At 54.6% G+C, this 15,852-nt stretch carries 13 protein-coding genes; 5 read left to right on the forward strand and 8 right to left on the reverse strand.

Annotated elements, in window-relative coordinates:
* Window positions 1–113: 113 nt before the first annotated feature.
* Window positions 114–1,292: an NO-inducible flavohemoprotein gene (hmpA, locus tag B9K09_RS07945; protein WP_087516300.1), complete on the forward strand. Its 1,179-nt coding sequence runs from the start codon at window positions 114–116 to the stop codon at window positions 1,290–1,292.
* Between the two features lie 159 nt (window positions 1,293–1,451).
* Window positions 1,452–2,513, forward strand: a complete 1,062-nt coding sequence (locus B9K09_RS07950) for a nitronate monooxygenase family protein (RefSeq protein ID WP_087516301.1) — start codon at window positions 1,452–1,454, stop codon at window positions 2,511–2,513.
* A 40-nt stretch (window positions 2,514–2,553) separates the two neighbouring features.
* On the opposite strand, the gene B9K09_RS07955 is transcribed toward B9K09_RS07950, so the two are convergent.
* Together B9K09_RS07955 and zapE are read right to left on the reverse strand one after the other, a co-directional pair.
* The gene (locus B9K09_RS07955; protein WP_087516302.1) at window positions 2,554–3,429 is read right to left on the reverse strand and encodes a YihY/virulence factor BrkB family protein; all 876 of its coding nucleotides are present in this window, start codon (window positions 3,427–3,429) and stop codon (window positions 2,554–2,556) included.
* Window positions 3,430–3,553: 124 nt separating this feature from the next.
* Entirely contained in the window at window positions 3,554–4,735 is a 1,182-nt protein-coding gene (zapE, locus tag B9K09_RS07960) for a cell division protein ZapE (protein ID WP_087516303.1), read from the reverse strand.
* A gap of 199 nt (window positions 4,736–4,934) precedes the next feature.
* On the opposite strand from zapE, the gene B9K09_RS07965 reads away from it, so the two are divergent.
* Entirely contained in the window at window positions 4,935–6,503 is a 1,569-nt protein-coding gene (locus tag B9K09_RS07965) for a gamma-glutamyltransferase family protein (RefSeq protein ID WP_087516304.1), read from the forward strand.
* Between the two features lie 104 nt (window positions 6,504–6,607).
* On the forward strand, window positions 6,608–7,303 hold the full coding sequence (locus B9K09_RS07970) for a GntR family transcriptional regulator (RefSeq protein WP_087519029.1): 696 nt from the start codon (window positions 6,608–6,610) through the stop codon (window positions 7,301–7,303).
* Between the two features lie 84 nt (window positions 7,304–7,387).
* Here the strand turns inward: B9K09_RS07970 and B9K09_RS07975 are convergent, their stop codons facing one another.
* The 6 genes from B9K09_RS07975 to B9K09_RS08000 form a co-directional block, all read right to left on the reverse strand.
* Entirely contained in the window at window positions 7,388–8,065 is a 678-nt protein-coding gene (locus B9K09_RS07975; protein ID WP_087516305.1) for a type 1 glutamine amidotransferase domain-containing protein, read from the reverse strand.
* A 32-nt stretch (window positions 8,066–8,097) separates the two neighbouring features.
* Entirely contained in the window at window positions 8,098–9,144 is a 1,047-nt protein-coding gene (locus B9K09_RS07980; RefSeq protein WP_087516306.1) for an NADP-dependent oxidoreductase, read from the reverse strand.
* A 276-nt stretch (window positions 9,145–9,420) separates the two neighbouring features.
* Window positions 9,421–10,647: an amidohydrolase family protein gene (locus B9K09_RS07985; RefSeq protein WP_087516307.1), complete on the reverse strand. Its 1,227-nt coding sequence runs from the start codon at window positions 10,645–10,647 to the stop codon at window positions 9,421–9,423.
* Window positions 10,644–13,136 (reverse strand): ATP-binding cassette domain-containing protein, encoded by a 2,493-nt coding sequence (locus B9K09_RS07990; protein WP_087516308.1) that lies wholly within the window; start codon window positions 13,134–13,136, stop codon window positions 10,644–10,646. The genes B9K09_RS07985 and B9K09_RS07990 overlap by 4 nt, the downstream gene beginning before the upstream one ends.
* The gene (locus tag B9K09_RS07995) at window positions 13,133–14,002 is read right to left on the reverse strand and encodes a branched-chain amino acid ABC transporter permease (protein WP_087516309.1); all 870 of its coding nucleotides are present in this window, start codon (window positions 14,000–14,002) and stop codon (window positions 13,133–13,135) included. Before B9K09_RS07995 ends, B9K09_RS07990 begins: the two co-directional genes overlap by 4 nt.
* Before the next feature lie 49 nt (window positions 14,003–14,051).
* A complete protein-coding gene (locus tag B9K09_RS08000; protein ID WP_218191987.1) occupies window positions 14,052–15,245 on the reverse strand; it encodes an ABC transporter substrate-binding protein in 1,194 nt (397 codons plus the stop codon).
* Window positions 15,246–15,434: 189 nt separating this feature from the next.
* Between B9K09_RS08000 and B9K09_RS08005 the strand changes: the two genes are divergently transcribed.
* The gene (locus B9K09_RS08005; protein ID WP_087516310.1) at window positions 15,435–15,833 is read left to right on the forward strand and encodes a nuclear transport factor 2 family protein; all 399 of its coding nucleotides are present in this window, start codon (window positions 15,435–15,437) and stop codon (window positions 15,831–15,833) included.
* The last annotated feature ends 19 nt before the right edge of the window (window positions 15,834–15,852 follow it).

The following is a 15,852-nucleotide window of genomic DNA, read 5'->3' on the forward strand; positions in this document are numbered from 1 at the left end:
GAATTTATTGGTTTGTTTATTTGGCATGGAAAATGATTGTCTATTGGTGAAAGAACACTACCACGCGGCCGCCAAACCGACCAGTTAGCAAGATTGACCAAGGAAACCCCAGAATGACTCCTGAACAACGTGCAATCGTTAAATCAACTGTGCCATTGCTAGAAACGGGTGGTGAGGCGCTCACTCGACATTTTTACGCGCTGATGTTCACTGAATATCCGCAAGTGCGTTCCTTGTTCAATCAGGCGCATCAGGCCAGTGGTGATCAGCAACGTGCGTTGGCTAATGGCGTGCTGATGTATGCCAAGCATATTGACCGTCTGGAGGCGCTCGGCCCACTAGTCGGGCAGATTGTCAGCAAGCATGTGTCGTTGAATATCTTGCCGGAACACTACCCGATCGTTGGCACCTGTTTGCTGCGGGCAATTCGCGAAGTCCTGGGTGAAGAGGTCGCCACTGACCCAGTGATTGAGGCCTGGGCGCAGGCATACGGCCAGCTGGCAGACATTCTGATTGCCGCTGAAGAGAGTGCCTACAAAACCAACGAACAAGCGGCGGGTGGTTGGCGCGGGCGCCGTACCTTCAAGGTTGCGCAGAAGATTGTTGAGAGCGATGAAATTACTTCGTTTTACCTGAGCCCAGTCGATGGCAAAGCGGTGCTGGCGCATCAGCCTGGCCAATACATCTGCCTTGTTGTAACGCTGAACGGTGAAGAAGTACGGCGTAATTATTCATTGTCTGCACTGAGTAATGGTCAGACTTATCGAATCAGCGTCAAGCGCGAGCCACAGGGTTCGGTCTCCAACCATTTGCATGACAACGTAGCTGTGAACGATGAGATTGAATTGTTTGCGCCGGCTGGTGAGTTTGTTCTGCGCGAGTCGCAAAAGCCGCTCGCGCTGATCACTGCTGGGGTGGGTGTTACGCCTGCACTGGCCATGCTCGATGCGGCGAAGGCCAGTGGCCGGCCGATTCACTTTATTCACTGTGCACGTAACGGTGCCGTGCACGCCTTTAAAGACTGGGTCGACAGCCAAGTTGCTGCCCATCCTCAGCTAAAGCGGTTTTTCTGTTACAGCGAGCCTGGGCCGCATGATCAGAGCGATGCTCAGGGTTTACTCAGTCGTGATTTGTTGGCTGAGTGGCTACCGGAGAACCTGGATTTAGACGCTTACTTCCTTGGGCCGAAACCCTTTATGGCGCAGGTTAAAAAGCACTTGGGTGATTTAGGTGTACCCAGCGATCAGTGTCATTACGAGTTTTTTGGCCCCGCCAGTGCTTTGGAGGCTTAATCATTAATCGTCCGAACATTGCCGAGGGGTATGTGTTGCGTTTGGCTGCACGTAATCGATTAGGTTTCTAGCCTAAAGTGAGCGGTGTAAATTGAGTGGTCAGCGCTGTTCTGAAGCTTGAGCGCGCTGGCCACTACCTGAGATTTTAGAGGGGGCAAGATGACAGTTTTAACCCAGCGTTTAGGGATTGAACATCCGATTGTGCAGGCGCCTATGGCGGGTACTTCAACTGCTCAGCTGGCTGCGCAGGTCAGTAATGCCGGAGGTTTGGGCTCAATTGCGATTGCCGCGGTTGACGCTGGCGCCGGGCAAAAAATGATTGCCGAGACACGCGCACTGACTTCGCGTCCGTTTAATGTGAATGTCTTCTGTCATCAACCGAGCAGCGCAAATGCACCGGTCGAGCAGGCGTGGATCAAGCATTTACAGCCATACTTCGCTGAATTCGGCGTGTCTGCTCCGACAGCTTTAAAAGATATCTACAGCAGCTTTTGCAACAACGATGACCAGCTCGAGGTGCTGCTTGCGGAGCGTCCGGCGGTCGTGAGTTTTCACTTGGGGTTACCGCCGCAGTCGCGCATTGATGCACTCAAGGAAGCCGGTATTACCCTTTTTGCCTCGGCGACAACCCTTGAAGAGGGCTTGCTGGTGCAAGAGGCGGGCATCGATGTGGTCGTTGCTCAGGGGATTGAAGCCGGTGGCCATCGCGGTGTTTTCAACCCTGAACAAGATCAAGCGATTGGCACTACTGCCTTGGTGCGGTTGCTGGCAACTCATACACGGCTGCCAGTGGTTGCGGCAGGCGGCATTATGGATGGCGCAGGTATCGCTTCGGTTATGGCGCTTGGTGCCAGCGCGGCGCAACTGGGTACTGCCTTTGTGTTATGCCCGGAGAGCGCTGCGAATGCCGGTTACAGGCACATGCTCAGCAGCGAACGAGCACGTACAACGCAAGTGACCAAGGTGATCTCTGGACGTCCGGCACGGGGCATGGTTAACCGCTTCATGCGCGAGGTTGGCGCAGCAGGGCATCCGCCTGTGCCTAGCTTCGGCATCGGTTATGACGCTGGCAAGCAACTGATCGCGGCGGCAGCGGCGGCCGGTAATCTGGAGTTCGCAGCCTACTGGGCTGGGCAAGGTGCAGCGCTGGCCCGCGAGCTGCCTGCGGCTGAGCTGTTTGCTTTGTTGGTGCAGGAGTATCAGGCTGCGCTTGGGCATTAAGATTGCCGATCGATTGATCGGTAGCAGGCAAGGCTCTGGGCTAGGCGTCAATTTCCTTTTCGCCCGGGTCCTTGCCTTCCTCGACACTGTGCTCAATGACTGCATTCAGTTCGGCACCGAATAGCAGCACCGCCGATGAGATATACAGGTAGAGCAGCAAGATGATGATTGCGCCAATGCTGCCGTAGGTGGCGTTGTAGCTGGCGAAGTTCTGCGCATAGTAGCTAAAGCCAGCTGACGCCGATATCCATACAATTACCGCGAGTATGGAGCCCGGCGTGATGAAGCGAAATTCCTGCTCGACATCTGGCGCGACGTAATAGACCACCGATACCACGAGCATCAGCATGCAAATCGCGATGGGCCAGCGCAGGATCGACCAGAGCGTGACCACGATTTGCTCGATATCGAGTTGCTGCGCAAGCCAGTTCATCGCCTGTGGTCCCAGCACCATTAGCCCGGCAGCGCTGAGCAGGGTAATGGCAATGGCTATGGTGTAGATAAATGAAAGAGGGAAGCGCTTCCAGGCTGGGCGGCCTTCCTTGACGCCGTAAGCTCGATTGGTCGCGGTCATCACTGAGCGAACCGCTGATGATGCGGTCCATAGCGCGACTACGATGGCGACCGAAAACAGCCCAGCTTTTTGCGTCTGCAGCTGATCGATCGCCGGGTTGACCAAGTCATATGCCGCGCGCGGCATCACCAGTGCGGCTTGCTCACGCAACCAGTCAAAGAACGGCTGAAGATCAAGCACACTGATGATCGCGACCAAAAACAACATGAAGGGGAACAGAGAGAAGAATATCTGAAACGCTAACGCCGAGGCATAAGTGGGCAGCTCGTCGTCGACATAATCGATAACGGTTTTTTTGATGATTTTATGTAGCTTGAGGCCGGTCAAATCCGGGAAAAGCATGCTGTTTCCTTGCTGCGCGATTCGGGCCAGTGACTCGTAAATGCTTCGCTTATTTACTTTTGAGCGCAGCCGATTAATAACAGTTCAGTTGTGTTTGCAGCAAACAGTCGCAAGGCATTCAAACTCAAACCTCTACGGTTTCGACCTTGCGGGTGTCGGCTTGATTCGAGATCGCTTGCGCTTCGCCGGTGAACCGTTGGAGCTGCATCTCTTGCAGGCGACTCAACGTGCGCCGAAAGGCAAATTGCAGATAGCCTTGGGTATACAGCTCAGTCAGTTCTACTGCAGCCTCGATATACAGCGGCACGCGGCGGTCGTAGCACTCATCAACCAAGGCAATAAAGCGGCGTACGCTGTCGTCGTGAACTGACAGACTCGGCAGCTCGCGATCACCCGCATCAATGCGTTGCGCACCATCTTCGGTGCCGCGGGCGATCTTTGCACTGCGTTGCTCAGCGCTCAGATCAGGTACAGCGCTGACGAGAATAGCGCTGAATTGGTCGCACAGGGCGATGTAGTCTTCTGGAGCCAGCGCCTCTACGCAGAGGTCGGCAAAGCGGCACCAGATTACAGTGTCCGCACGGCGCACTAATTTTATCCTGCGTTGATTGAGGATGATGGGTTCGGCGGTGTTGTGCTGACCTTCACTCAAACGGAGAAAGACGTCATGCAAGGCGCTGGGACTATCCTTGGCGCTGCGCCAGAAACGTTGGACTTGCGTACCCGGATGCAAACGGTGGTCTTGGCCGCCATCAATCTTGACCACTTGCATATTCGCCTTAATAGCTGCGATTGCCGGAAGGAACCGCTCGCGATTAAAGCCACCTTCATACAGCTGATCCGGAGGTTGGTTCGATGTGCAGACCAGCACCACACCTTCCTCGAACATCACCTGGAACAGCTTGCCGAGAATAATCGCGTCACCAATATCATTGACGTACAGCTCGTCAAAACACAGCACGCGCACTTCATTGCGCAATTCACAAGCCAGCGCCCGCAACGGGTCCGCGGTACCGGTTAACTGGAACATGCGCTGATGTACCCAGCGGATAAAGTGATGGAAATGCTGACGGCGACTCGGTACTTGCAGGCTTTTATGGAACTGATCCATCAACCAGGTTTTGCCACGCCCAACCGGGCCCCACAGATACACCCCGGTTGCCAACGCTTTATCTGGCGCTGTGCTATGCAGCGCTTGATAACAGGCTTGCAGTTGCTCCGCGGCGAATAGCTGCGCACTGTCCGGTTTGAAGCCGAGTTGGTCGAGGGCGCGCTGGTAAGCAGCGAGCGGGGCGAGTTCTGTCATGGTTGCAAGCGCGCTCTATAAATTCGCTCGGCGATATCGCTGCCTGTTGCCGTGCAGCTTTCGGTGCGGGAGTGTGTGTTGCAAACAAACCCGATTGTAACCTGCTCGACTGCGTGCTGAACAAGGATTAGGGAACAGTTATTGCTTTCTTTGTTAGCAAAACATCAAAAGATAGCTAGCAAAGTTAGGAGCTGAACCGATGATAGCTGAGTCTCCTCGTGGCGTGATCTGTACACCACACCCTGATGCGAGCGCTGCGGGCCTGCAGATTATGCAGACCGGCGGCACTGCGATTGATGCGATGTTGGCCGCGAGTGCGATGCTTGCAGCGGTGTATCCGCACATGACGGGTTTGGGTGGTGATGCGCTATGGATGATTCACGACAGTCAAGTACGCACCATTATGGGGATCGGTCAGGCCGGGCAGCAGTTACCGCTGGGTGGGGCAATTACCTTGCGTGGGCCCGGCGCTGTCGCGACGACAGCAGGCGCTATGGCGAGTTGGAAAACGGCTCAGCAAATTAGCCGGCAGTGGGGCTCACGTATGAGCTGGACTGACTTGTTGGATGAAGCAGCTGCAACCGCGCAGCGCGGGGTTGCAGTGTCAGAGTCGCAATTATTCTGGCAGGAGCGGCGCAAAGCCATGATCGAAGGGCTGCCCGACCTCCATGCTCTGTGCAAGCGTGATGGGCGCTGGATGCAACCGGGCGATATATTGCGCCAACCTGAACTGGCCAATACCTTGCGGCAGTTGTCACGCGCAGGGATTGATGACTTTTATCAGGGGGAACTCGCGCATACGTTTGCCCAGTCATTCAGCCAGTTGGAGTGTGGTTTAACCGCTGCAGATCTAGCCGCCACGCGGGCGCCAGAAGTCGCACCAATCTCGATTCGCTATCGTCAGGGACGGCTATTTAATGTTGCGCCTCCGTGCCAAGGGCTTTACACCCTTCAGGCAATGTCGGCGTTGCAGCATATGCCGTTGCACGAATATGCAAATGGCTCCGCCCGTTATTACCACTGCCTGGTTGAAGCCATCAAGCAAGGCTTGCTGCGGCGCAATGCGCAATTGTGTGATCCGCTTGTGACGGGGTGGGATTTCAACGCCAGCCTGTCTGACTCCTGTGCTCGGCAATATGCTGCGCAGATTGATGAGAACCGTGCTGCGGCGTGGTCTGAACCCGGCCGCCCGGCGGATACGGTGTGGATGGCGGCAACAGATGAACAAGGCCGGAGCGCATGCTTGATCCAGAGCCTGTTTCACGACTTCGGCTCGGGCTGCATTCTCGGTGACACGGGCGTGCTTTGGCAAAACCGCGCAGCAGGTTTTAGCGCTAACCCGGCACACGCAAATGCATGGGCGGCGGGTAAACGTCCGGCCCATACGCTTAATCCGTCGTGTTACTTGGCAGACGATGGGCGCCGCTTATTCTTTGGCACGCAAGGCGGTGATGGCCAGCCGCAAACTCAGCTGGTATTAGCCACGCAACTGATCGATTTTGCTCAACCCATCGATGAAGCCCTGAGCATGCCGAGGTTTTTGTTGGGCAGAAGCTTCTTCGACAGCACTGATAACTTGAAACTTGAGGCGGATATCGGCAGCAACGTAATCGATCAACTAGCAACGCTGGGGCATGATGTTGAAGTGATACCTGCCGGTAGTCCATTTACTGGGCAAGCCGGTGCTATTGCCATCGAAAACACTGGCAAACGCTTTGCAATGCATGACCCTCGTGGCCAAGGAGTAAGTTTGGCTCAGCCAGATTAAGCATTGCTTGCGGGTTGAGTGTTTACCGGGTTGTCGACTGTGGCGGATAATAAGCCTCGATTATGGGTGTTTTGCAATGTAGCGACTGGGTGACCGAGGGCAACATGGGTTCGATGAGCGTCAGCGCTAAACAAATTGAGGTCCAGCGCATTGTTGATGTGCTGTCAAAGGCGATTGCTCAGCATCGCCTGCGACCAGGTACGCGCCTGGTTGAGGCGCAAATCGTCGAAACACTGCAGGCCAACCGCAATCACGTTCAAGTTGCGATACAGCGTTTAGCGATGCAGCGTATTGTCACCATCGAACCGAACCGCGGGGCACTGGTTTCTCAGCCGACAGCAAAAGAGGCGCGTGAAGTATTCGCGGCCCGACGGGCCATCGAGCGTGCGATAGTCGAGAGCATCAGCCCGCAAGTAATGCGTGACCATGCGCAACGGGTCAGTACTCATTTGAGTAACGAGCGCTGTGCCACCAACGCAACTGATCGTCGGGCAATTGTGCGTGAACTCAGTGAATTTCACCTGCTCCTGGGGGAACTCAGCGGCAACAGTGTGCTGAGTGAAATACTGGCTAATCTGATGGTGCGAAGTTCGCTTATCGTTGCGCTATACCAGCGCAATGATGTGCCATCCTGCGCCTCTGACGAGCATCAGGACATCATCACTGCATTGCAAGAGGGTGATCGTGAAAGGGCGGTGCAGGTCATGCTTGATCACCTTGATGAGCTTGAAGGCCAGCTGGCACTTGATGATCAAGAGCCTGAAGAGGTGAATCTGCGTCAGGCCCTCGCCGGGCTTTAAATCAGGAGCGGCCTGTTTAACCATTAACGCCCAAGCCGTGCAGCATAACTGCAGTGCTTGGGCGTCTGTATTGAACAGGTATTGTTACTGCAGTAGCTTCAGTACGGCTTCAGCTGTGGCTTCTGACGAAGCAGGGTTCTGACCTGTGACGAGGTGGCCGTCGCTGACCACATAGCTTTCCCAGTCTGCTGATTTTGAATAGATACCGCCTTTCTCCTGAAGCATGTCTTCAACCAGGAAGGGCACGACGTCGGTCAGTTGCACGGCGTCCTCTTCGCTGTTGCTGAAACCAGTGACACTTTTGCCGTTAACCAGTGGCTTACCATCGACTCCTTTGGTGTGACGGAAAATTGCTGGCGCATGGCAAACTGCGCTAACCGGCTTACCTGCCGCGTGAAAGTCTTCGATCAGGGCAATTGAGTGTTGATCCTCGGCCAGGTCCCACAGAGGGCCGTGGCCGCCAGGATAGAATATGGCGTCATAATCCGTGGCATTCAGGGTTTCAAGCTTCGCGGTATTGGCCAAGGCTTTTTGCGCTACCGCATCGGTACGAAACCGCTCGGTAGCCGCCGTTTGCGCGTCTGGCTCATCGCTTTTGGGGTCAAGTGGCGGTTGGCCGCCTTTGGGTGAGGCTAGAGTGATTGCTGCGTTAGCATCCTTGAACACGTAGTAAGGCGCGGCGAATTCTTCGAGCCAGAAGCCGGTTTTATGGCCGGTGTCTCCAAGCGTGTCGTGCGATGTTAAAACCATCAGAATTTTCATATCAACCTCATCATAGGTGTGCGGTTTAGCGATCAGTCGGATTGGTTTTCAGCGCCCACTTGAATCACCAATTTGCCGAAATTCTTGCCTACAAGCAGGCCGATGAATGCTTCAGGGGCATTCTCCAAACCGTGTACCAACTGTTCGCGGTAACTGATTTTTCCATCCGAGAGCCATTGGCTCATGTCGCGGGCAAACTCGTCGTAGCGGTCTGCGTAATCATCGAAAATAATGAAACCTTGAATCTTCAAGCGCTTGGTGAGGATGGTGCGGGTTAGCAGAGTCAAACGGTCCGGTCCGTCTGGCAAAGCGGTCATGTTGTACTGGGCAATCAGCCCGCAAACCGGAATCCGCGCACGGGTATTGAGCAGTGGCAGCACTGCGTCGAAGACCTTGCCGCCGACGTTTTCGTAATACACATCAATGCCTTTAGGGCAGGCTTTTGCCAATTGTTCAGCAAAGTCGCTGGCATGGTGATCCAGGCAGGCATCAAACCCCAGTGTTTCGACCGCATGGCGACACTTTTCGGCGCCACCGGCGATGCCGACAACATGGCATTGTTTGATTTTGCCGATCTGGCCGACAGTTGCGCCGACAGGCCCGGTTGCCGCCGCCACGACTAATGTTTCACCCGCTTGCGGCTGACCAATATCGAGCAAGCCCATATAAGCCGTGAAACCGGGCATGCCCATGATGCCCAAGGCATAAGATGGATTTTGCGGGTTGCTGCCAAGGTTGGTCAGGCCAGTACCATCGGACAATGAGTAATCTTGCCAGCCGCTGTAGGACAGCACCCAGTCGCCGGGTTTGAAGGCTGGATTATTTGAGCTGACGACCCGGCAAACGGTGCCGCCGATCATCAGATCGCCAACCTCAACTGGGTCGGCATAGGAGGCTGCGTCGCTCATACGCCCACGCATATAGGGGTCGAGTGAAAGATACACGGTGCGCAATAACAGCTGATTTTGTTCAGGCGTGGGCAGCGGCTTTTGTTCAATTCGGAAGTTTTCTGCGGTCGGCGCGCCATGCGGGCGAGAGGCGAGAACAACTTGGCGGTTAATACTCGTTGATTGCGGCATATCTGCATGACTCCTTTTGTGTGGCTTCAGCCCCGATTAATAATCGTGACGGCTAGTGATTGCGTGCCGTAGCTACAGGCTTAGGCGCGCTTTCTGCACAATCGTTTCAATTAACTGTTGATCGAGCTCAGCGCTAAGCCTAGCTGTTCTCGATCAATAGAGATTATTGGACGGGGCGTCTATGAGAAGTCGAGCTAATTTGAATGGCTGATGACGCTTCAATCACTGAGTTGCTGCTTGCTTTAAGTCCCAAGCAGCATACAAGCAGCATGGTTATCAGCTCGGATTCAGCAGTTGCGCCTGATGACGCTGAAAGGTTTGTCGGCCCGCTTTGAAACCGGCCAGCGGTGGGCTTATTTCGGCAATTACTGCGACACTGTCAGGCGCATCAAAGACGATAAAGTCAGCCCGACAGTTGGGTTCGAGACCATAGTTTGGCAGGTGTAAAAGCTTGGCTGACTCGGTTGAAACCCAGCTCATGCAGTTAAGTAACTCGACCTCGGTGGCGAGTTGGCTGACGTTTGCGAATAAATTCGCCTGGCGCACCAGAGAGGCGTCTCCATAAGGGGTGAATGGGTTGCCGATGTTGTTGGTTGAAAGCGAGCAGGTTACGCCGCACGCATGCAGGTGGGCCAGTGGCGCCAAGCCTCGGGGTTTATTATGGAAGTGCTCGCGAGCGGTTAAAAACAAATCGGTACTTGGCAGGCAAGTCACTTGCACACCCGCTTCGCCCAGGGCCATCGCTATGCTTATCAACTGAGCTTTGGGCAGTGCCGAGAGCTTGGTCACATGGCCGATGGCAACTCTATGTTGCCAGCCAAAATCGAGGGTGCAGCGGATCACTTCGTCAACCGTCAAGCCTTCTGGGTTGAGGTCAAAGTCGAGATGAAAATCGATCTCGCAATCGTATTCGCGGGCTAATTCAAACACTCGCTGGATATGCGCCAAGGGTTGATCGTCCATGTACGGGCAACCGCCGATTACGCTTGCACCTTGCTCAAGGGCTTGGCGCATAAGCGCCTCGGTTCCCGGGTTATTGAGCAGTCCTTCCTGGGGGAAGACGCATAGCTGCAGGGTGATTGCCCACGCGTAATCTGCCTGCAAGCGTTTGATCGCGTTGAAACCGGTCAAGCCGATTTGCGGATCAATCTCAATGTGCGTGCGCATGTGGCTGGTGCCTTGAACGATGGCTTTTTCCAGCACGCTTGCGCCGCGTTGATAGACATCCTCTTCGGTAAAGTCAGCTTTTGCTGCTCGGGTCTGACTGATCGCCTCGTTCAATGTGCCGTGCTGCAGTTGGCAGCGCGACATAATGCAGGCTTTGTCCAAATGGATATGGCTTTCAACCAGCCCCGGCAAGATCAACTTTCCTGCCAGATCCAGCACTTCAATGTGTCGAGCGGGAGAGGGCGCTGCAACGAACACACCGTCCTCAATATACAGTTCGACTGTTTGTGTCGGCTGATCTGCGCGGCGCGCATTGATGATTTTCAAGCTGTTCATGCTGCGGCCCCTTCACCGAGATAGGCCGCTTCAAGTTCGGGGTCGCCACGGAGTTGTTCAGCGCTACCTGTTTTGACGATGCGTCCGGTTTCGAGCACATAAGCGCGGTCAGCGACTTGCAAGGCCAGGTTGGCCATCTGGTCGACCAGCAATATGGTCACGCCTTCATCGCGTAGCGCGGCTAGTGTGTTGTAAAGCTCACCGATCATGGCGGGTGACAGCCCCAGCGAAGGTTCGTCGAGTAACAATATTTTCGGTTTGGCCATTAACCCACGGCCAATGGCGACCATTTGTTGTTCGCCGCCAGAGAGCAACCCAGCAGGGCTGTCGATACGGTCGCGCAAGCGCGGGAAGCGCTTGAGAATTGCCTCAACTTCTGCGGCTGCGTCATAAGTGTCGCCACGCGAATAGCCACCTAGCAGAAGATTGTCGCGCACACTCAGCAGTGGAAAGACTTGGCGTCCTTCCGGGACTAACGCCAGCCCTTGAGCAGCAATACTATTGGGCGGCGCGTGGTGAATACTCTCGTTATCCAGGAGGATGCTGCCGGACGTTGCCGAGTGCAGGCCCGCCAAACATTGCAGGATGCTTGATTTGCCTGCGCCATTCGCACCGAGAATCGCCACCAGTTCACCTGGATTAACCAGAAGGTTGACCTTGTCGACCACGGGCGCTGCTCCATAGTCAATCACCAAGTCTTTGACGAACAGGCGCGCATCTCGTGAGCCGTCCCAAGGTGTGTGACGCGGGGGCGCCTGATAGCTGGTACTGCCTAAGTAGGCGGCAATAACACGCTCGTTGCTGCGCACTTCTTCGGGCGTTCCCCAGGCAATTGGTTTACCTGCATCCAGCACCAGTAAACGTTCGGAAACGGCCATGACCAAGGTCATGTCGTGCTCGACTAAAATCACGGCTATACCAAATTCGGCTAAGCGCTTGAACAGAATCGCCAGTTTGTCAGTGTCGCTGCGGCTTAAACCGGCTGCAGGCTCATCCAGCAACAGCACGGCTGGGCGAGTTGCCAGCGCTCGGGCAATTTCAACCAGACGCCGGTCTACGTGCGGCAAGTCTTCTGTCTGTGTATTCACCGAGCCGGCATAGCCAACCAAGGCTAATAGTTGCAACGCAAGTTCGCGTTGTTGCTCATTCGCCTGACTGAAGGGCTGCTTCAATCGACCTTTTTGCAAGGCAATCAACAGGTTTTCAAGTACAGATAACTCACCGAACAATTGTGTTGTCTGGTAGGTGCGGGCGATACCTGCACGGGCTACTTTCCAGGCCGGTTTACCCGCCAGTGGTTGGTTCAGGTTAATACTGCCGCTGTCGGGCGCGTAGAAACCGCTGATCATATTGAGGACAGTGGTTTTACCCGCACCGTTTGGACCAATAATACTGGTGATGCTGCCAGGCTGCGCTGAAAAGCTAACGCCCTGTGCTGCCTGGACGCCACCGAAGCGAATGCCAATCTCGCTGACCTGTAACCCTTGGCTTGTATCGGCTTGAGCGAAGTGCTGGGCCAATAGCTGGGTGTTAACTGTGCTGCTGACAAGCAATTTAGCGGGGCGCATCCATAGGCCGGCAAGGGTACCTAAAACGCCACGGGGGGCGACCCAAAGCACAGCAAGCAACAAGGCTGAGAATATGAGTAGACGGTATTCGGCAAAGTCCGAAAGCATTTCGGGCAAAAGCACGATCAGCAAAGCCCCGAGTAACGGGCCAAACAATGTGCCGCTACCGCCGACTATCACTGCCAGTACAAACAGAATGGATTGCGAGAATGGGAAGGACGCCGGATTGATAAACATCATCAAGGGTGCGACCAAAGCACCTGCAATTCCGGTCAGCCCAGCGGATAAGGCAAAGGCTAACGTTTTGCTGTGCATGGGGTTAAATCCCAGCGATTTTGCTGCGATCTCTGTTGATTTCACCGCGCGCATCGCCAGCCCCCAGCCGCTATTGCGTAAACGCTGATAAAACACCAAAGAGGCGATCATTAGCGCACTTGAAATCAAGGCCAAAGAGACGGTTGGGTCGAGTGAGCCAAATTCAGGCAGAGGAATTCCCATCAATCCATTAGCGCCGCCGGTCAGCGAGCGCCATTCGATCAGGCTGTGATGAACCACCAGTGCAAATGCAATCGTAATCATCGCCAGATAAGGTCCGCTAACCCTTAAAGCCGGGATTGCCAATAGCCCGCCAATGGTCGCGCAAACCAGTCCTGCTGCCAGCATTGCCAAGCCAAGGGGAATTTGCGCAATGCTGAGCAAGGCGCAAACATAGGCGCCTATTGCGTAAAAAGCGATGTGGCCGAAGGAGATTTGCCCGCTTAAGCCGATCAGGATGTTCAAGCCGACACCGACCACGACAGTCAGTGCACAGAATGTAAATACCAACAGCGAATAGCTGTCGAGCGTCAGCGCTAACACACCGCTGACAATGGCAAGCAAGACTAGGCAAGCAGGCGCGATCAGTGTTTTATTCAGGCTCATACTTTCACCAGTGTTTTGCTGCCGAAAAGGCCGTTGGGGCGCAGGGCCAAGGCCACGATAACCAGTGCAAAGGTAAATATTTGGGTAAACGCCGAACCGAAATAGACCGTGATCAAGGCTTCAGCCAAACCAAAAATCAGCCCTGCGGCGAATACTCCGCTGGCGCTGGAAATACCGCCCAAAATAGCCACGGCAAAGGCCTTGAGACCGAATAAGGTGCCCATCTCGGCGCTGACGTTGAACAAGGGCGCTATCAACAGACCGGCCAGCGCGGCAAATACACTCGACACGGCGAATGCGATTGCAACAACCCGGTTAACCCGTATGCCCATCAACATGGCGGCACGCGGGTTCTGCACACACGCCTCCAAAACCTTGCCTAAACGCGTATAGCGGCGCACCAAAAACAGCGCGAGGGCAATGCTTGCTCCTGCAATCGGGATCAGCATTTGCAGGGTACCTATGCTGCTGCCAAACACGTCCAGACGTTGGCTCGCCAATTCAGAGGTGAATTGGCGGGGCTCCTTGCCGAAACTGAACATCGCCAGGTTATCCACCAGAATGCCACCGGCTACTGTCGCCATCAGCCAGGCTTCTGATCCGCGCGAGTGGAATGGCCTGACTAAAAAGCGCTCAATCGCCAAGCCGTAAATCGCACACAACGTCAGGGTAGCGGGTACCGCCAACCAGAGCGGCCAACCCCAAGTGATATAGAAGCTGTAGCCTAAGACTGCGCCTACCATCATGGCGCTGCCCTGGGCAAAATTGACCGTATGTGAAACCACGTAAGTGATGTGAAAACCCAAGGCCAGCAAGGCATACATACTGCCCAAGCCGATGCCGGTAATGATGGCGGCGGTTATCATCTGCATATCCTTCTGGCGGCCCTGTACGCAGGGCCGCTCACAGCTGCGTTTAAGGTGCTATCGGGACAATCTGGTCGTTTACGAAATGGGTGAACACATAATCATTCGGGCCCAGGGCGTCATGCTTGGTCGGGGTGAACGGCTGTTTATAATCTTTGATCAGGCCGCTGTATTGATTGATCGCATAAAAACCATCGCGCACCTCTGTGCCTTTGGTACTGCCTGCTTTCTCGATAGCCAGCGAAGCAAGGAACATTGCGTCGTAGGCGTTGGCAATACCGACGGCAGGGGTGACATCAGCCAGGGTTTTAATTTCCGTATAGCGTTTTTTCAATGCCGCCAGAACCGCGTCTCCTCTGGGGCTATTGTTGTCGGTAAATACATAGGTCTGAATGAAATGAACTTTGCTGGCATTTGCACCTGCTAGCTCACCGAAGCGACCGCCAGCCGGGCCCCAGTGAGAAACAATCGGTACATCCCAACCCATCCGGTCGAGTGACTTGACCACTTGTGCTGACGGCCCCACGTTGCCGACCATTAATAAACTGTCAGCACCGGCATTTTTCAGGCGTGTTAGCTGTGGGATAACGTCGAGGTCACTGTCTTCTATACGCTCGATGCCGGCCGCTTGCATGTTGCGTTTATCCAGTGCGTGCTTAAAGCCGATCTCATTCGACTCGCCCCATGGATTGTTAATCAGGATCATGCCGGGTTTGCGCATACCTTTTTTGCTGACGCCATATTCCACCAATGCCTCGTCGACAAGTTCATCGACGGCTGACACACGAAACACGTAGTTATCTTTAGCGCCGTTTTCAGTGATTTTGGTGCCGGCCGCCCAAATGCCCATGAAGGGCGCTTTGAGTTGGTTGGCCAGAGGCACGATAGCCAGTGATACCGGGGTGTCGAGACCACCAAATAACACCGCAACCTGTTCGCGCTGAATCAGTTCTCGCGCTGCCAGCATGCCTTTGGCTGGGTTGCTCTCATCGTCACGGCGGATCAGTTCCACTGGTCGTCCGAGAATCCCGCCAGCGGCATTGATTTCGTCAATTGCTACCGTCAAACCACGGGTCAGGGCTTCGCCTGATTTTGCTGACTGCCCAGAAAGTGCTGCAACCAGCCCCACTTTGATCGGTTCCTCAGCATAAGCACTGTTCAGGGTCAGGCTAATAGTTGCTATGGCCACTGCACGGGGCAGCAAGTTGGTAATGGGGGAGAGCAGTTTTTGCATGTTTTGCATGTTGTTTCTCCAGATTGCTAGCATTTGTATGAAGTTTGCTAGCAAACTGGGTGCCACATAGCAAAGCCCCATGTTCTGGGGGTATAGAGCACTATTACTGGTTCTTTACGCACAGCATTTGGGCGGCTTGCACCAGACCAATGCGCCAATTTGAATACCTAAACGTTTATTGATTCGGAGTTAACAGCCATGCAGCACGACAACCCAGCCGTACAAATTGTCAGTGATTTTTTAGATGCCTCGATGGCACCTGACCCAGTCAAGGCCGCAACCTACATGTCTGCAGATGTACGTATAACCTTTACCGGTGGGCGGGTAATGCCAACCGCAAAAGACATCACGGCTTTCAACGCGGCGCGTTATAACTGGGTCAAAAAGGCGTTAGGGCAGTTTGACTGGACTGATCGCGGCGACCATACGGTGGTGTACTCGAACGGCACCCTGTACGGCGAGTGGCCTGATGGCCGCAGTTTTAGTGGCAACCGTTATCTGGATCGCTTTGAGGTGCGTGATGGAAAAATCACCCGAATGGATGTTTGGAATGACAGCGCCGAGTGGATACTGGCTCCAGCTGTGGCGAAAGCCTGACGCGGATTAAAATGTATGG

This window comes from Pseudomonas sp. M30-35 (assembly GCF_002163625.1).
Lineage (GTDB): Bacteria > Pseudomonadota > Gammaproteobacteria > Pseudomonadales > Pseudomonadaceae > Aquipseudomonas.